Source organism: Saccharopolyspora hattusasensis (assembly GCF_050972075.1).
Lineage (GTDB): Bacteria > Actinomycetota > Actinomycetes > Mycobacteriales > Pseudonocardiaceae > Saccharopolyspora > Saccharopolyspora hattusasensis.
Genome location: NZ_JBPCDC010000001.1, coordinates 8,014,835 through 8,032,200, shown reverse-complemented (window position 1 = coordinate 8,032,200; position 17,366 = coordinate 8,014,835). Strand labels below are relative to the sequence as shown.

Annotated in this window: 16 protein-coding genes and 2 pseudogenes; 10 read left to right on the top strand and 8 right to left on the bottom strand. The window is 65.7% G+C overall.

Annotated features, from left to right (window positions below; translation table 11 throughout):
- Positions 1–56: 56 nt before the first annotated feature.
- From ACRXBZ_RS38045 to ACRXBZ_RS38030, 4 genes are all read left to right on the top strand, one after another.
- On the top strand, positions 57–1,667 hold the full coding sequence (locus ACRXBZ_RS38045) for a PucR family transcriptional regulator (RefSeq protein WP_433883205.1): 1,611 nt from the start codon (positions 57–59) through the stop codon (positions 1,665–1,667).
- A gap of 236 nt (positions 1,668–1,903) precedes the next feature.
- Entirely contained in the window at positions 1,904–3,625 is a 1,722-nt protein-coding gene (locus tag ACRXBZ_RS38040; RefSeq protein ID WP_168588260.1) for a hydantoinase B/oxoprolinase family protein, read from the top strand.
- The gene (locus tag ACRXBZ_RS38035) at positions 3,625–5,652 is read left to right on the top strand and encodes a hydantoinase/oxoprolinase family protein (protein ID WP_433883204.1); all 2,028 of its coding nucleotides are present in this window, start codon (positions 3,625–3,627) and stop codon (positions 5,650–5,652) included. Before ACRXBZ_RS38040 ends, ACRXBZ_RS38035 begins: the two co-directional genes overlap by 1 nt.
- Before the next feature lie 20 nt (positions 5,653–5,672).
- Complete coding sequence (locus ACRXBZ_RS38030) at positions 5,673–6,953, top strand: MFS transporter (RefSeq protein ID WP_433883203.1); 1,281 nt, start codon at positions 5,673–5,675, stop codon at positions 6,951–6,953.
- A gap of 444 nt (positions 6,954–7,397) precedes the next feature.
- On the opposite strand, the gene ACRXBZ_RS38025 is transcribed toward ACRXBZ_RS38030, so the two are convergent.
- On the bottom strand, positions 7,398–7,820 hold the full coding sequence (locus tag ACRXBZ_RS38025; protein WP_433883202.1) for an FHA domain-containing protein: 423 nt from the start codon (positions 7,818–7,820) through the stop codon (positions 7,398–7,400).
- Positions 7,821–8,161: 341 nt separating this feature from the next.
- A pseudogene (locus tag ACRXBZ_RS38020) lies at positions 8,162–8,527 on the bottom strand (cytochrome c oxidase subunit 3); the annotation flags it as partial.
- Positions 8,528–8,629: 102 nt separating this feature from the next.
- On the opposite strand from ACRXBZ_RS38020, the gene ACRXBZ_RS38015 reads away from it, so the two are divergent.
- The 3 genes from ACRXBZ_RS38015 to ACRXBZ_RS38005 all read left to right on the top strand — a co-directional run bounded on the left by ACRXBZ_RS38015 (position 8,630) and on the right by ACRXBZ_RS38005 (position 9,907).
- Complete coding sequence (locus ACRXBZ_RS38015) at positions 8,630–8,797, top strand: hypothetical protein (RefSeq protein WP_433883201.1); 168 nt, start codon at positions 8,630–8,632, stop codon at positions 8,795–8,797.
- Positions 8,798–8,839: 42 nt separating this feature from the next.
- Positions 8,840–9,238, top strand: a complete 399-nt coding sequence (locus ACRXBZ_RS38010; RefSeq protein ID WP_433883200.1) for a Rossmann-fold NAD(P)-binding domain-containing protein — start codon at positions 8,840–8,842, stop codon at positions 9,236–9,238.
- Positions 9,239–9,349: 111 nt separating this feature from the next.
- On the top strand, positions 9,350–9,907 hold the full coding sequence (locus ACRXBZ_RS38005; protein WP_433883199.1) for a hypothetical protein: 558 nt from the start codon (positions 9,350–9,352) through the stop codon (positions 9,905–9,907).
- Positions 9,908–10,219: 312 nt separating this feature from the next.
- Here the strand turns inward: ACRXBZ_RS38005 and ACRXBZ_RS38000 are convergent, their stop codons facing one another.
- From ACRXBZ_RS38000 to ACRXBZ_RS37975, 6 genes and pseudogenes are all read right to left on the bottom strand, one after another.
- Entirely contained in the window at positions 10,220–10,624 is a 405-nt protein-coding gene (locus tag ACRXBZ_RS38000) for a DUF6292 family protein (protein WP_433883198.1), read from the bottom strand.
- Positions 10,625–10,700: 76 nt separating this feature from the next.
- Complete coding sequence (locus tag ACRXBZ_RS37995; protein ID WP_433883197.1) at positions 10,701–11,678, bottom strand: FAD-binding oxidoreductase; 978 nt, start codon at positions 11,676–11,678, stop codon at positions 10,701–10,703.
- Between the two features lie 83 nt (positions 11,679–11,761).
- Positions 11,762–12,187 (bottom strand): annotated as a pseudogene (locus ACRXBZ_RS37990) (FAD-binding oxidoreductase); the annotation flags it as partial.
- A 14-nt stretch (positions 12,188–12,201) separates the two neighbouring features.
- Entirely contained in the window at positions 12,202–12,528 is a 327-nt protein-coding gene (locus tag ACRXBZ_RS37985) for an enolase C-terminal domain-like protein (RefSeq protein ID WP_433883196.1), read from the bottom strand.
- 322 nt (positions 12,529–12,850) lie between these two features.
- Complete coding sequence (locus tag ACRXBZ_RS37980) at positions 12,851–14,647, bottom strand: thiamine pyrophosphate-requiring protein (RefSeq protein ID WP_433883195.1); 1,797 nt, start codon at positions 14,645–14,647, stop codon at positions 12,851–12,853.
- A gap of 230 nt (positions 14,648–14,877) precedes the next feature.
- The gene (locus ACRXBZ_RS37975; RefSeq protein ID WP_433883194.1) at positions 14,878–15,216 is read right to left on the bottom strand and encodes a DUF8129 domain-containing protein; all 339 of its coding nucleotides are present in this window, start codon (positions 15,214–15,216) and stop codon (positions 14,878–14,880) included.
- A 579-nt stretch (positions 15,217–15,795) separates the two neighbouring features.
- Between ACRXBZ_RS37975 and ACRXBZ_RS37970 the strand changes: the two genes are divergently transcribed.
- The 3 genes from ACRXBZ_RS37970 (at position 15,796) to ACRXBZ_RS37960 (ending at position 17,271) form a co-directional block, all read left to right on the top strand.
- Positions 15,796–16,272, top strand: a complete 477-nt coding sequence (locus ACRXBZ_RS37970; protein ID WP_433883193.1) for a DUF2017 family protein — start codon at positions 15,796–15,798, stop codon at positions 16,270–16,272.
- A gap of 33 nt (positions 16,273–16,305) precedes the next feature.
- Complete coding sequence (locus tag ACRXBZ_RS37965) at positions 16,306–16,503, top strand: ubiquitin-like protein Pup (RefSeq protein ID WP_433883192.1); 198 nt, start codon at positions 16,306–16,308, stop codon at positions 16,501–16,503.
- A gap of 504 nt (positions 16,504–17,007) precedes the next feature.
- Complete coding sequence (locus ACRXBZ_RS37960) at positions 17,008–17,271, top strand: GlsB/YeaQ/YmgE family stress response membrane protein (protein WP_168588245.1); 264 nt, start codon at positions 17,008–17,010, stop codon at positions 17,269–17,271.
- Positions 17,272–17,366 lie beyond the last annotated feature (95 nt).

Below are 17,366 nucleotides of genomic sequence, written 5' to 3'. Positions count from 1 at the left end.
GCACAACATGTGTCATCTTGTGGCGATCTGTTGCGCGAGTTGCTTAGGCTTCGCTGATGGTTCCGACTCTTCGTGAGGTCCTCCAATTCGAGCCCTTTCGCCGGGCCTCGGCCCGCGTTGTCGCGGCTGACGACGCCCTCGATGTCGCGGTCCGCTGGGTCCACATCAGCGAGATGCCCGATTCTGGGCGCCTGTTCCAGGGCGGCGAGCTGCTGTTGACCCAGGGCCGCGGCATCGCATCCGAGGCATCGGCCCAGCGCGCCTGGATTCGCGAGTTGGCTCGGGCCGGCATCGCCGGTGTGGCGGTGGAGGTCGGCGTGGTCCTGCACCGGATTCCCGGCGCGATGTGCGATGAGGCGCGCCACCACGGGCTGCCGGTCATCGAGCTGCAGCACCCCGCCTATTTCATGGACATCACCGAGGCCGTCCACACGACGATCATCAACAGCCGGGTCGGCGCAATGCAGCGTGCCGAGTCCGCCGGACGCCGCATCGCGCGCTTGGCGCTCGATGGGGGAAGCCTCACCGAAACCATAGACGAACTGGCCCGTTCGCTGGATCACCCGGTGGTCGTTTCCGACGCCGCGGGCGAGGTCCTCGCGTACGCTCCACAGACCGCCGAGACCGACCGGCGGGTCGGGAACTGGGCGGCACACGCGCGTGTGGGACACACCCCCACCTCCGACGGCCTACCCAGCCGGACCACTGCGGGCGGTACGACGTGCGTCTGGGCCGCGATCCCGGTCCGCGGCGAGTGTTGGGGCAGCGTGCACGTGCTCGAGCCGGGAGACCCGACCGATGAGGCCGGGCGACTCATTCTGGACCGAGCCGCCACCGCCATCGGGCTGGCCTTCGCCAAGGATCCAGACGCTGGGCTCGGGCAGCAGAACGCACGCAGTGTCTTCGTGCATGATCTGGTCGGCGGACACGTCGCCGACCAGCGCGAGCTGCGGTTGCGCGCCGCGGCCTTCGGGATCGACCTCTCCGGCAGCTTCCGGGTACTGGTGTTCCGACCGCTGGAGCGGTCTGAGCGGCTGCGTGCAGTCGCCACGTCGGCACGCCGGCTGCTCGCGTCGGATGCGGGGGACCGAGTCCTCACCGCGTACGACGGGGGGCAGTTGCTGACGGTGCTGGGTGGTCATGTCCACTCGCCTGACGACGTCCGTGCCCGCGCCGAGCAGGTCGCTGAAACCTGCTATGCGGATCACGGCGTGCCGGTGGTGGCCGGCATCAGCGATCCCGTTCCGGTCACTGGCCTGCCACGGGCATTCGCCGACGCAGCGGACGCCGTCCGGTACGCGACGCGCATAGGACGCGAGCGCGGGGTGCTGCTCTCGGGCGATCTGGGGATCGACCGGCTGCTCATCGACCTCGATCGCGCCCAGTCGCTGAGTCGGCACATCGAGCGCGAGCTCGGTGCGCTGCTTGATCACGACGCCACCGCGAGTACACCGCTCCTGCCGACATTGCAGGTTTACCTCGAGCACTCCGGTCGTAAGGCCGAAGCCGCGCGGGTGCTGTCGATCGAGCGACGGACCCTGTACTACCGCATCGAGAAGATCACGAGACTGCTGAACGTCTCGCTCGAGGACCCCGATGTGAACCTGCGCCTGCTCATCGCATTGCGGGGGCTTGAATTCCGGCGCCGCATACGCAACCGTTCCTAGGACTTCGCGCCGTGAGTGTTTGCGGGTGCTATAGCACCCAATAACGCTCACGGCGTCCTGCCCAACCCGCGCCGCCCTGAGCAACTCGTGCAACTACAGCGAACCGGACTGCACACTCCGTGACTTGTTCCGCGCTTCGGTCGGCGGTCACAGTTGTCGCCAAGCCATCGGGCTCCCTATCCCTCCCGCACCATGCCGAGGCCGTCATGGTGCGGGCCGTTACGCCGAGGAGATCAATGGATCCGATCACCCGCGAGGTCGTACGACACCGGCTGACCTCCATCGCCGACGAGATGGAGAGCGCGTTGCTGAGGGCCGCCTACTCGACCATCGTCAAGGAGGGACTCGACGCCTCCTCGGCGGTGTTCGACCGAGAAGGCAACAATATCGCCCAGGCCGCGTCCATCCCCATCCACCTCGGCTGCATGATCCCAGCTGTGGGTGCGGTACTCACCCGCTGGCCTACGGACGAGATGAGCGAGGGCGACGTCTTCGTTCTCAACGACCCCTACGCCGGCGGAACCCACCTGCCCGACATAGCGGTCATTCGCCCGCTGTTCCACGACGGCAACGTGGTCGCGCTCGCCGCGACGATGTCGCATCACCAAGAAGTCGGCGGGATGGTGCCCGGGAGTCTCCCGCCCAACGCCACCGACCTGTTTCAGGAAGGACTGCGCCTTCCCCCGATGAAGCTTGTCGACGGCGGCGAGCCCGTCACCCCGATCTTCGAGGTGATTCGCGCCAACGTGCGCACCCCCCGCGTCGTCCTTGGCGACCTGCGTGCGCAGCTCGCCGCATGCTCGCTTGCCCAGACCCGAGTGAGCGAACTCGTCGGCGAGATCGGAGCCGACACCTACGATGCCGTCGTGGCCGCGCTGCTGGAGCAGTCCCACGAGCTCACCCGCAACCGCATCGCCGCCATCCCCGACGGCAGCTACAGCTTCGTCGACTACCTGGACGACGACGGTGTGGACGTAGGGAAGCCGATCGAGCTCCGGGCAACCGTCACGGTCGACGGCTCGTCGTTGCACGTGGACTTCACCGGGACCGCGCCTCAGACCCGGGGCCCCTACAACTGCGTTCCCGCGTCCTCGATCGCAGCGGTCTACTACGTCCTGCGAGCAGTGACGGGCGACGACATCCCGAACAACAGCGGCTGCTACCGCTCGGTACAGATCACGCTGCCCCCAGGGACCGTGGTGAACCCCGAGGAGCCTGCTCCAGTCAACTCGCGGACCGCGACCGTACTCAGGCTGTGCGACGTGCTGTTCGGCTGCTTCGCGCAGGCGTTGCCGGAGCGGATCCCGGCGGCACACAGCGGCCAGTTGCTGGTGATGAACTTCGGCGGCGTCGATCCCGTCACCGGCGAAACGTTCGTGACCAGCGAACTCGGCCCGGGTGGCATGGGAGCCCGACCGGGGCTCGACGGGGTCGACGCCGTCGAGTCGAGCGCCTCGAACTGCATGAACGTTCCGGCGGAGGCGCTCGAATTGGCCGCTCCGGTGCGCGTGGAGAGCTGGTCGATCTGGCCCGACTCTGGCGGAGCGGGCCGCTGGCGCGGCGGGTGCGGCACCGAGAAGGTGTTTCTTGCAGGGACCGAGGTTTCGGCCAACTACCGAGGCGAACGGCACACCTCACGTGCGTGGGGCCTCGACGACGGTATCGGTGCGCCGCACAGCGAAGCGGCGATCCTGCGAGCGGACGGGTCCGAAGAGTCTCTGCCGTCGAAGACGATGGTCAATCTCGAACGCGGTGACCGGCTGCGCGTACGGCTATCCGGTGGAGGTGGGCACGGGGATCCGATGAGCCGACCGCCGTCCCTGGTCGCGACCGACGTCGCGGACCAGCGGGTCACGGTCTCACAGGCACGTGAGGTCTACGGCGTCGTACTCGACGCCGACGGCGCGGTGGACGACGCAGCGACCGAGGCGCTGCGGGCAGAAAGCAAGGAGGCATAATGGGAGCATCTGTCGGCATCGACGTCGGGGGCACCTTCACCGACATCATCGTCTGTCCGGATGACGGCGGCCCCGCCACGATCGGCAAGGTCCCCACCACCGTGGACCAAAGCGAAGGTCTCGCCGACGGTCTCGCCCGCACTCTGCGGGCGGCCGGGCTGACCGGCGCGGACGTCACCTCCCTGGTGCACGGTACGACGGTCGGGACCAACGCCCTGCTCGAACAGGGCGGTTCGCGGATCGGCATCGTCACGACGGCTGGTTTCGAAGACATCCTGTACCTCGGCAGGGCCAAGCGCAGCCGGATGTACGACCTGTTCGCCGGAGCGGACACCCCCGACTACCTGTGTCCCCGTTCCCGGGTGCGAGGGGTGCAGGCTCGAATGAGTCCCTTCGGCGAGGAGGTGGACGCTCTCGATGAGGCCGCTTTAGTCGCTGCGGTCGACGACCTCGTCAACCGGCACCATGTCGAGGCGATCGCCGTGTCGTTCCTGTTCTCGTTCGTCGACTCCGGGCACGAGGAGCGTGCTCTCAAGCTCATCACGGCGCGCCACCCCGAACTGACGGTCAGCCTGTCGTCGCGTATCGACCCGCGCTTCCGTGAGTTCGAACGACTGGTCGCCACCGCGGTCGACGCCTACATCCGTCCTCGCATTGCGGCGTACCTGAACCGCGTCGGGACGAGGCTGCAGGAGCTCGGGGTGCCGGCCGCGCTGCAGGTGATGGAGTCGCATGGCGGCGTCGTTTCGGCTGAACTGGTCGCCGAGCGTGCCGTGGGGACCGTGCTGTCCGGCCTGGCCGGCGGCGCGAGCGGGGCTGCCGCGGTGGCGCGCGACGCCGGCCGCCGGTCCGTTCTCGGATTCGACATGGGCGGCACGAGCACCGACGTCGCCCTGGTCGTGGACGGCAAGCCGCTGGTGCACGATGAGGCCGTGGTGGTCGGCCATCCGCTTCGGGTACCGACCGTCGATGTCCACACCATCGGCGCGGGTGGCGGCAGCATCGCCTTTGTCGATGCCGCAGGCAGCTTGCGCGTCGGACCGCGCAGCGCGGGATCCGTACCCGGCCCCGCCGCCTATGGCCGTGGCGGAACCGAGCCCACCGTTACCGATGCCAACCTCGTGCTCGGATACCTCGGAAGCGAAGGCCTCGCAGGCGGACGCCTGTCCCTGAACCGGGAACTCGCCGTTTCCGCGTTGCGCCGGCGGGTCGCCGAACCGCTCGGCATGACCGAGACCGAGGCCGCCTGGGGTGTGCACCGAATCGCCTCGGCTTCCATGTCCGCGGCACTGCGGGTCGTCTCGGTGGCCCGGGGGCACGACCCCCGCCGTTTCGCCATCGTCGCCTGCGGAGGAGCGGGACCGATGCACGCATGCACCGTCGCCGACGACCTGAGGATCGACGAAATCCTGGTGCCACCGCATCCGGGTGTTCTGTCCGCCTACGGGCTCCTCAGCGCCGACATGCAGGTCCCGCGGCAACGGACCTTCAGCGGGCGCCCCGGCCACACAGATCCGGCCGAGGTTCTTGCGGCGCTCGAAGCGGTTGCCGATCTCGCTCACGCCGACATCCGGCGTGCCGGAGCCACCGGTGAGATCACCATCGCGCACGCCGTTGACGCCCGCTACGTCGGCCAGTCACACGAGCTGACCGTGCCCGTGGCGGCCAACGACCCGAAACTGCTCGACGCGGTGGAGACCGGCTTCAACAGCCTGCACGAGCGCCACTACGGGCAGCGGGACCCCGAGGGCATGGTGGAGATCGTCGGCGTGCGCGCCACGGCCTCGATGGCCCGGCCGCGCCCGTCGATCGCTCCGAGCACAGCACCGGTGCACCGCGGGGAACGCAGCATCTACCTGCCCGGGGAGGACCGCTTCGCCACCGTGCCGGTGCTGTCGCGCTCGGCGGTGCCGGACCAACTCGACGGGCCAGCGGTAATCGTGCAAGAGGACACCACTGTGCTGGTCCGTGAGGGCTGGCGTACCGAACTCACCCCCACTGGAAATCTGCTGCTCAAGCGGTCCTGACCCACCGATGGGAGTCCATCGTGGCTGACACCACTACAGGATCCCGGGGCCGCCTCGACAAGGCACAGCGTGGTGCCTTCGTCGGGGCCTTCCTCGGGTGGCTCTTCGACTACTACGAGATCTTCCTTCTCACCTTCCTACTGGTCCCCATCATCGCGGAATTCGGCCTGTCCACGGCCGCCGGTGCATGGCTCGTGTCCGCCTCGCTGATCGCCATGGCTGTCGGTGGGGTCGGTTTCGGGATGCTGGCTGACCGCATCGGCCGCCGCCGCGTCCTGATGATCACCGTGCTGATGTTCACGATCGCGACCTTCGCCCGTGCGATCGCACCTAACTACGAAGTGCTGGTCGTCCTGACGGCCATCGCCGGACTCGGGCTCGGCGGCGAATACGGCGTCGGGCAGTCACTCATCTCCGAGATCATCGAACCGAGCCGTCGAGGGTGGTGGGGCGGCCTCTACTACGGCGGCGCCTTTCTCTCGATCATGCTTGCTGCTCTCGTCGGGGGGCATCTGCTTCCGGCGATTGGGTGGCGATGGACGTTCGCGATCTCCGGAGCGCCGGTGCTGCTGGTCATCTATCTCCGCTCACACACTCCCGAGTCTCCCCACTGGGTCAAGAACGCTTCGGTCAACCGCCTCAAACTGCGGGAGTACACGTCCGGGACGTTCCTCCGCCCGTTCGCCCTGTGTCTTGTCCCTGCCGTCCTCTACTTCTGGGCCTACTACGGCTTGACGACGCTGCTGCCGAAATACCTGACCTCGCTCGGGTTCAGCATGGCCGCGGCCTCGTGGTGGATCTTCTTCACCGCCGTAGCCGGCCTTTGCGGATGCCTGTTCGGTTCCTGGGCCTGCGACCGGTGGGGACGCCGTCCCACGGTGACCATCGTGATGGTCTTCGCCGCCGTCGGCGGATTGATCGTCTATCTCGCCGGTCCGTCTGCAATCGGCTCATCGGTGCTACTCGTACCGTTTTTCATCCTCTACTTCGGATCGACTGCACCGACCATCTTCGGGACGCTCTTTAGCGAGGTGTTCCCGACGCGCTTCCGCTCGGCAGGTGTTTCCGCGGCACTCCAGCTCGCCCGCGGAACCTCCGCGCTTCCTCCGCTCATCGCGGCGGGGGTCATCGCGAATGCCGGCTACATGCCGATCTTCCTCGCGGCGACAGTCCTTTACACCGCGGTGGGTGCGTGGATCTGGCTGTTCCCCGAGACACGGAACTCCCGCCTGGAAAACCTCGAGGACGGCACCGTGAGAGCCGCTACATCACCGGAAGGAACTCCCACCGCCAATTCCTGATCGTCGTCAACCGATGTGCGGCCGTTGGGAAAGGCCGTAAGCATCGAGGACGGCACGGCGCGGTCCGCAGCCAGCAAGCGAACACTGGTCGATGACAGTGCCGGGACGCCAGTCGACCGGATCGGCCCACTTCCGCTCGGAGGTGGGCCGATCCGGCATCGACCGAGGGGAATGAACACACCGGGCACTCGCTGCAGGACCCGGGAAAAGTCCTGGGAAACGGTGAGCGGCGCATCCATTCTCTGCAGCGCACCTCCGCCCCACGATCTGATCACCGCCCTGCACCGAAACAGCGCCCAACCCGGAGGTCTCCGCTAGTTGGAGAGGGTTGATCACTGTCAGCTGCGGCGCTCCCCAGCCCCGACCTGACCGGCGTCGCAGTGCTACAGGGGCGCGTTTGCACGGTGGTGCTACCGACGGTGCTACCAACCCAGCTACTCGAAGTCAGCCGTCGAGCTGGAAACGGAGACGGTAGGTTCCAATCCACACCGCATCGCCGTCGACGAGCTCCGCACGGTCGATCAGCCGTCCGTTGACGTACGTGCCGTTCAGCGAGCCGACGTCGGTCACCACGTAACAATCGTTGATCAGCAACACCTCGGCGTGAAAACGGGACACAGTGGGATCATCGAGCACCAGGTCACAGCTGTGATCACGTCCGAGCATGCACGGTGAGCTCACTTCATGCCCGACCCCGGCGTCGGGGCCACGCGTGTAGATCAGCTTTGGGGTCGCCCCGCGGGAAACGGGCTCCCGGGCAGCCTGCGGGATGCCGACGGGCTTGGGCGGTTCGGTCGACGGAATGGTGGCTTCCGGTGAGCGCCGCACCTTCTTTGTTGGCGGCACATCATTTGCGGTATGGCTCATAACATCTCCTGACGCGAAACCGGTCGAAGTGACCAGCCAACCCGAGCGTTCGGGGAGCGAGATGACCAGCACTCCGGCACAGCGGCCCATGCCTGGCCTGCGCACCTGATCGGGGATCCACACCCTAATGCGCCAGCGGCCCCGTGGGAAGAGAACCGCAGCGCAACAGCGCACCCGCCGTCTCCTGCGCCTCGCAGGACCTCCGACACCACTCTCATCGCACCGAGATCCGGTCGATTGAGGCTGGGCGACAACTCGTCGGGGGTCGCCTGCGGTGACCTTGAACGTCTCGAAGCCGCGACCGGCTGGAGTGTCATGAAGCCCCCACAACCAATGCCAGGTTAGGGGACCAGGTAAATCACGCTGAACAGGCCAATCCACACGATGTCCACGAAGTGCCAGTAGTATGAGACGACGATCGCCGCGATCGCCTGCGCCGGCGTGAACCGGCTCAGGAGAGTGCGGACCATCAAGAACACGAATGCCACCAGGCCGCCGATGACGTGCAGGCCGTGGAACCCGGTAGCCGTGTAGAAGGCCGTCCCGAATGCCGAGGATGAGATCGTTGTGGCGTGCTCGGTGACCAGCATGCGGTACTCGTTCGCCTGGCCCAGCACGAAGATCGTCCCCATCACGAGGGTGACGACATACCAGCGGCGCAACCCGTAGACATCCCCGCGTTCGGCGGCGAACACACCCCACTGGCACGCTGGTGTGGTACCGGCAACTGCCCGCACGCACCAAAAAAGCACTGCGCACCCTCGGGCTTTTCAGCAAATACACCGGAGCAAGCGCTGAAAAGCCCGAAATTGCACCAGAAAGTCTCCGGCTACTGGCACACCCTGGCCACCCTGGCCCGGTTCTGCCGAGTCCGTTCCTACCTGACCAGCGCCACCAACCACGGGCGACGCGCCATCGACGCCATCCACGCCGCCCTCACCGGCAACCCCTGGATGCCACCAGTCACCCCAGCCTGACCACAAAGATCAACTAGCCAGGCATTCGAATTTCGACCCTGAATGGACACCCGGCTGGCAGCACACTCCACCAGCATCGGTGCGTTCAACATCAGCGCAGATCCGCTGATCGACACCGATGTCCTCGGCAAGCTGTTCAGCAAGCCCACGGTGAGCCTTCCATCGTGGATTCCGCAGACCGCCCTTTCGGCCGCTTGGAAGCTGCACTTGGTCCCCGCTTCGCCGGAACTGTTCGACATGTTCCTCCGACTTCCCGTCATGGACATCACCCGCGCTCGCGACGAGCTTGGTTGGACACCACAGCACAGCTCAACGGACGCCGTTGAAGACTTCCTCCGCGGATTGCACAACGCCACGGGCGGAAATACCCCGCCTCTGCAATCGCACATACCCGGAGGGCGCCTGCACGAAGTCGGAACAGGAGCGGGTCAACGACCGTGACCACTCGCCAGTGCTCATGACCCGCCGGAACATGGTTTGCGTCCGCCCGATCGGGTAGCCGTTGGGTGCTCAGAATCAGGTCTGACGAGCACGATCAGGCGAGGGGTGCGCGTGTCACATTCACAGCAGTCAAGAACCCGCGATCTGGTCCTGGCCGGAGCGCGCGGCTTAGTCGGCGCCATGGCGATGACAGGTATCCGCACCGTCACCGGTAACATCGGCCTCGTCCACGAAACCCCGCCCGAAGCGATCGTCGGCCAGCACGCGCCAGAATCCGTCCACAGGCTCGCCGAGGAACATCGCGCCGCACTGACTGAGACCGCGCACTGGTTCTATGGCGCACTGGCAGGACTCGGATACCGGCTTCTTCCTCGTAAGATCCGCGCGAGACGGTGGTGCGGGCCGGCCTACGGTCTAGTCATCTGGCTGGTTTTCGAGGGCATCATAGCGCCGCTTCTGGCTGTACGCCCGGCTCGCCGAAAGCTACTTGGACGACTGCTCATCGCACTCGATCACGCCGTCTACGGCATAGTCGTGGCCGGCAGGCTCGCGCCCGAGCCAGACACGATTGAGCCCCGGTCAGTATCACAGGAAGGATCACGCCACGTCGTGAACTCCGCCCTGGGAAGCAGCGAGGCACGCCCGTCCAGACCTGAATATCGTGAGTAGCCGCGATGGACTAGTGAATCGCCGGAAGCCCCTTGAGTGCGACCGTCGTTGATTCTGCCAGCTGCAGTGCGCTGCAGACCGACATCACAGCCTACCTGAGTTGCAGTGCGCAAATGCGCGTCCCTGCATCAAATACGCTCAACGCTACAACCCGTCCGTCGTATCTTTGGCTCGGTCGCAACTCTCGCTGCTCGGCATCGTCATTGGCCGACCTCCTGCGCAAGCAACGGTGCAAGGGCTTGCACGAACTTAGGGGTCAAAAGAGGCCGACCGGCAAGACGGCGGATGTATCACATGCCCATGCCGTCCCCCTCATTCGCAGAACTCCGCAAGCCGTCGTTCGAGGTCGTCCTGCGCATTCGGGAAGCGAAACGCTGGTGCGGCGACCATTCCGGGGTTCTGCCCGTTCGTCGCCTCCAGCAGGAACTGCTCTACCCGCGCAGGGTCGGGCAGAATGTCCTCGCCCATAAACTCTAGCACTGCGGTGTCCCCCTGGCCGTCGGTCTCGATGCGCAGCCCCCAGCCGCTGACCTCATCCCAAGTCAGCAAGAGCGGAAACTCCGCGAGGGTTGGTACGTGCGAATTCACCAGAACAATCGCGGTGGCCAATTCCCGATCGAGATTGATATCGATCTCGAAGACATCGCCGCCGAGGTCGTCGGCTACCGACCTCACGTAGGTGACCAATCCGTCGGCCGCGCGGCTGGTCGTGTCCATGGCCGCTCCTCTCGTCCAACCTCACTTCCTGTCAGAATCACTAGGCTGCTCTCAGGGTAACCAGAACGCTTCTGGCCTAGTCCTCCCAGAACTCAGGGCCGCCTCGCTCTTCGCTGACAGTCCACACGCCGTGCGACGTGACGAGGTCGGCTGCGCTGAACAAGAACTCCCGGAACGTGGTCAGCCCGGGGCCGTTCTTGAGCCGAAACGGCATCCTGATGTGCACGCAGCCGTGGCCGAAGTGGCCGTAGAGCGCCGGACGCTCGTAGCCGTACCGCTGGAACAGCGCGAGCAGGTCGCGCAGGTAGTCGCCGACCGCATTCGCCGACACGGCCGAATCCTCCCAGCCTTCCCAGCTTTCTGGCATATCCGGGGGATGCGCGGTGACTCCCAGCCCCGCCTCGCGAGCCTTGAGCATCCGCTGCTCCTGTTCGGGATCGTCCGAAACGGCGACGTCATCGTCCGAGGTCGACTTCCCCAGAGCGGCAAGCAACTCGTGCAGCTGAGTGTCGGCTTCCTCGTTGGTGTCGCCGCCGAACTGGACCATCAACCAACTGTTCCCCTGCGGCAGCATCGCGACCGACTCGAGGAACTGGCCTTCCTCCCGCATAAAGTGCACCAGTTCGCCACCGATGGCTTCCAGTTGCATCGGCCGGCAATGCGCGATGATCTCCGGCACGGCGTCGGCGGCCGCAGCGATGTCGTCGTAGCCGAGCGCGAGCATGGCTGCAGCCGGCACCACTAGCACCAAATCGATCTCGGCGTGGAGCACGGTGGCCAGCGTGCCCTCGCTGCCGACCACGAGCCCGGCCAGGTCGAATTCCGCGCCGAGCAGCGAATCCAGGTTATAGCCGGACACCCTCCTCGGGATGTCCGGGTAGCGCTCACGGATCTGGTCGGCGTAGCGGTCGCGAATCTCCCGCAAGCGTGCGCACAACGCGCCGAGCCCGCCGCCCGCGTCGATGCGGTCCGCCAGTTCTTCCTGCGTCCATCTGCCCGCCCAGGCCCGGGTGCCGTCGTAGGTGAGAATCTCCAGCCGGGCCACGTTGTCCACGGTCTTGCCGTATTGCTGGGCGCTGGCCCCGCAGAGTTGTTGCCCACCATCCCGCCGATCGTGCAGTGGCTGTGCGTGGCCGGTTGCGGCCCGAACTTCAGCCCGTGCTCCGCGAGTTGGCGGTTGAGGTCGTCCAGCGCGATCCCGGGCTCGACGACGCAGGTCCGCGCTCGCGGGTCGACCGAGACGAGCTTGTTGCAGTACTTGCTCCAGTCCAGGACGACCGCGGCGTTCGTGCACTGGCCCCCGAGGCTCGTGCCGCCGCCGCGAGACAGAACCGGCGCGTCATGGCGGCGGCAGACCGCTACCGCACGTGCTCCCGCCTCCACCGTGCGCGGCACGACGACGCCTATGGGCACCTGGCGGTAGTTCGACGCGTCCGTCGAATACGCGCCGCGGGTGCCCGCGTCGAAGCGGACTTCCCCATCGACCTCCGCGCGGAGATCGCGTTCCAGCGCTTCGATGTCCACTTGAGACGGTTCGGAGATCCGCGCACGACCATCAACCATCTTCCCCTCCCCTTTCAGGCGATCCGAGAGGCTTCGGCGTCAGCCGCCTTGAACGTCATGCCGTGCCCCGCGCGCGAGAGCTCGGGGCGCACCCACCCACCGGTCGGATCGAGCACCCCGTCGAAGACCATCCGCTCGATCCGGTCATGGTCGTGGAACCACTCCAGATGCCGGAGGTTCGGCGTGGCCAGCGCGACGTGTGCGGCGAGGTTCTGCGCGCAGTGCCCGGAGATCTCCCGGTTGCGAGCAGCCGCCAACGCGGCGGCCCGCAACCACTCTCCGAAACCACCGCAGCGGGTGACGTCCACCTGCAGGCAGTCCACCGCCTCACAACGTCCCACAGCGCGATCTCTACCGCCGACATCGCGCATGAGACCAGGCCCGAACGCCCGACGTTGCGAACCGCCTGCTGCATCGCCTGCCACGCGGCCGGGACATCGAGCCCGTCGCGGCCTTCGACGGCGGAGGCCAGGATCCCGTGCACAAGCTCGATACCCGCGACATCGGCGTAGGTCCAGCCCAGTCCGACCACGTCACCGACCTCGGCGCGCACCACCACGATCCTCGTGGCCGACCAGGCCAATGTGCCATCGGCCTCGTCAGCATCGGTTGGCACCCGGTACGCCCTCGCCCGCACCGGCCCGATCCGGGCCCCGGTGGTGCTCATCGCTTGTGGCGGCCACCGGGCAGGAACTCCTGCACCTTGGACTTCACGCCCTCACGGACCACCGACCAAGCCTCGGGGTCTCCCTTGAGCAGCGAGCTGGTCACCTTCTCCAACTGGTCGAGGTCTGCCCGGGGCGGGATCGGCGGCACCGTTGGGTCTGTGACGAACTCCAGCACGGTCGGCCGGTCGGCGGTCAAAGCCTGCCGCCACGCCTCGTGGATCCGGCCGGGATCATCGACCTTCGCCGCCCGCAAGCCCAGCTGGTCGGCGACCGCGGCGTAGCCGACGTCCGGAAGGCGCTGCGACGGGATGAACTGCGGAGCACCGCTCATCACCCGCAGTTCCCAGGTGACCTGGTTGAGATCGCCGTTGTTGAGCACCGCGACCACCACCCGCGGATCGCTCCACTCCCGCCAGTAGTGCGCCAGGGTGATCAGCTCGTTGATGCCGTTCATCTGCATGGCACCGTCGCCGACCAGCGCGATCACCGGGCGATCCGGGTGTGCGAACTTCGCCCCCGTGGCGTACGGAACCCCCGGGCCCATCGTCGCCAACGTCCCCGACAACGAACCCCGCATGCCAGCGCGGATCTTGAGGTGGCGCGCGTACCAGTTCGCCGCCGAACCGGAATCCGAGGTGAGGATGACGTCGTCGGGCAGTTGGGGCGAGAGCTCGTGGAACACCCGCTCCGGGTTGATCGGATCCGCCTCGACGTGCGCCCGCCGGTCCATGACCTCCCACCACTCCCGCACGCTGTCCTCGACGCTCGTGCGCCAAGAGCGGTCGCTCTTGCGCCGCAGCAACGGCAGCAGCGCGCTCAAGGTCCGCTGAGCATCGCCGAGCAGGTTGACCTCGAACGGATAGCGCATGCCGATGCGGTTCGGGTCGATGTCGATCTGGACCCCGCGTGCCTGCCCGAACTCGGGCAAGAACTGGCTGTACGGGAAGCTCGACCCGACCACCAGCAGCGTGTCGCAATCACGCATGAGCTGGTACGACGGTTTCGTCCCCAGCAGCCCGGCCGCCCCGGTCACGAACGGCAGGTCGTCGGCCAGCACATCCTTGCCGAGCAATGCCTTCGCCACACCCGCGCCGAGTACGTCGGCGACCTGGACGACCTCGTCCGCGGCATCGCGCGCACCCTGACCGATCATGATCGCCACACGCTCGCCCGCGTTGAGCACCTCGGCCGCGCTGCGCATACTGGCCGCGTCCGGTAGCACCGAGGAGCCGGACATCCCGATGCTGGAGGGGACCATCTTGAATTCGTGCGTCGGCGCGCTGTACTCAAGGGTTTGCACGTCGCCGGGAATGATCACCGCCGTCACCGTGTTGCGCGCATGTGCGGTGCGCATCGCCCGGTCCAGCACGTTGGGCAGCTGCTCGGGCACCATGACCATGCCCAGGTACTCGCTCGCGACGTCCTTGTACAGCGCCATCAGGTCGACTTCCTGCTGATACGAACCGCCCGCGGCCGAGCGGGCGGTCTGCCCGATGATGGCCACCACCGGCACGCCGTCGAGCTTGGCGTCGTAGAGGCCGTTGAGCAGGTGGATCGCTCCGGGCCCTGAAGTAGCGGCGCACACGCCGACCCGGCCGGAGAACTTCGCATATCCGACCGCCTCGAACGCCGACAGTTCCTCGTGCCGGGATTGCACGAAGCGCGGCCGATCACCGGCCCGCTCCCACGCGGCCAGCAACCCATTGCTCCCGTCACCGGCATAGGCGAAAACGTGCTCGACGCCCCACTCCCGCAATCGGGACAAGACGCGATCCGCAACCAACTCCGCCACGTTGAGCACCTCCTCGAAAAAACTCAGGGGACAATCCCCAGGGCCGATCTACCCGAAGTGCCGCGACACTAACCACCGTCGGCAGTCCACCGAAGGCGACCGAGCTCGAAGTTCTGGGCCGACTCAGGAGGAAGGACTCGGCTGAATGCACGAGCGAGGCCCTCGACTTGCTGCCGCCAAACGCTCTGCCGCCGAGCACATCTCCCAGCGCAACAACGACGCAGCACGGCTCACCGCTTTTGCGGGCGGTCGGCCTCGGGTTTGCCGGGCAACCCACCGATCCCGTGCCGCGGTTCCGGCGAGCCGCTGGGCTTGACCGGAGACTCGCCAGCAGTGCCCTCGGCCTCCACCCGCCGGTCATCCTGCGCCCCGCCCGACGGAGTCGCGCCATCTCGCAACTCCTGCGACCGTTTCTCCAAGATCTCCATCACTTCAACCCGGTTGTTGTGCTCGCGCTCGTAATCCAGCAACTGCTGGATCTCCTGGCCATCCAGCGAGCGGATCCGGTGCTGCAAGGAGCCAACCGGTCCGTTGTCGTAGTCGATGAGGGGAAGCTCCTGCGGGGACATCTCTCCTCCTCTGCGGTCCTGCCAGCGGCGCGCGCAGCGCACGTACATCAACCACAGGCGTTCCCCATTCCCGGCAGGAACATGCTTAGCCCTAACCCAAAGGTCTCTGGGCCCGATGTGTCGAGTGGCCGAACTGCCCCCCGCTCCGCCCGCTTGCAGCTGAACGCAGCCATGTCTGGAACCAGGACCACGCGAGCAGTCGCGTGGTCCTTCTCAGTCCGAGTAGCGGACGCCGATTTCCTGAAGCTCTCCATGGAAGGCCGCGCCGGCTCCGAGCCGGCGGACTCGACCTGCCCGCGGCGCCGTCTTCACGCCGAATCGCCCATCCAGCGTATTGCCGCACCATTTCTTGACGTCGTCACCGACGGCAGCTTCCTTACCGGCGCTCTGGAGCCGAACGCGGTGACGATGCTCCGGGCTTGGTGACATACGTTTCGAGCGCATGAAAGGGCAGTTCTTGCTGTTTTATGGGCAATTTTCCTCTCATTTGTGCGGATCATCGGCTCGGTGTCGTCCATGCTTGGAGTTGGGAACCCAGGGAGAGCCGCAGGAAGAAACGGTGGGGAGGTGAGGCGTGTTTTGATCAGCTGGGATCGCCAAGGTGACAATACCATCGTCATTTTCAGTCCTCGCCAGATCCGTTGGCTGCGGAAACACTTGACCGATTACCTGCATCGCGTGGATCGAGCACTCGGTGGACACTTCGACGATCCGGTAATTTCAAGCTTGTTCGGAGACGATTGCCTTCGCGAGCGCGACCTCTTTTCCCGGTTCAGCAGGGCTCAGGCAGCGATCACGACTCTGCTCAATGATTTACCCGACCGCGGTGGGGCCATCGTCATTCGCGATGGCCAGCACCGCATGACCTGGACCTGGACAGTTCACGAACTGCGCATCGCGCTCGCGGCACGACTCGGCCTGCCTTCGCTCGACGTTGCGGGGCAATCAGATCAGCCCAGTGCGCAAAACAAGCTTATGCAGTGGTTATCAACCGTAGCCGACACTCTGGCTACAGCAGGCGACCGCGCCTTCGTGTCCGAATGTTTCGAACAATGATTCCGGTCTCGCGTCGGCTAAAGGAGGACAACTGTGGTGCAGCAACAATCACGTCACGAACGTCAAGACGATGACGAGCAGGACTCGCACCAGGGTGAAACTGCCCGAACGACTGCACATGACAAGGAAAAATATGACAAATTTATGGAAGAATTGGATGAGCTGCTGCCCCAAACTGAGGAGGAGGCCGACGTAATCTTTAAAAATTATATACAAAAGGGCGGCCAATGAACTTTCCCGCAGTTATTGATCCTAGATGTTTGAAGTTCATTGATTGTTGAACATCTATTGTGCCCATTGGTCAGAGGGGAGCCGGTCGCCGAAGCGTGCGGCGAACGCGTTGAGAGCTCTTTTCCACCCGTAGGTTCCGGTTCTCCGGGTGCCGGCCGCGCGGCCAAGTGGACACGTCCATCAGGATCTACGATCCCCGCCCTCGCTCCGGTACCCCGCACTCACGCCAACTGTCTCGTCTCATCCTGACAAAGAGGGCGTCGCCCTTGCCCATGCAACCGGATCTCGCCAGACGGATGGCGCGGAAGGTCCGGCGAACCCGGCGAGAGATCTGCATGCCGACCGGGCACGTGCTCGAACCCCAGCAGCAGCCACCCGTCAGGACATCAGTCGCCCGCACACCCTCCCACCGCCGGAACCGATTCCCACATCCACTCGCGAATACATCGAGCCCAGCCTGGGAAACCCCATAGGCACTGAAAAGACCTGAAGAAGGAGAGTGTCATGGGAATTCTTAGCTGGATCCTGTTCGGGTTGATCGCTGGCGCGATCGCCAAGTTCATCTTGCCCGGCCGTGACCCTGGCGGGATCATCGTGACCATCTTGATCGGCATCGTCGGCGGACTACTCGGAGGCTGGATTTCAACCCGCGTAATGGGCGGCGCAGGCGTCAGCGGTTTCAACGTGATGAGCTTCGTATGGGCAATCATCGGCTCGCTCATCCTGCTGCTGATCTATCGGCTGATCATCCACCGCACCCACGCATAAGAGCAACATATGAACGACCGCATCACCCGTAGCGGTGCGGCCGTGTACAGCGCACAGGCACGAGATAGACCTCCAGTAGCTGTCGGATCCACTGA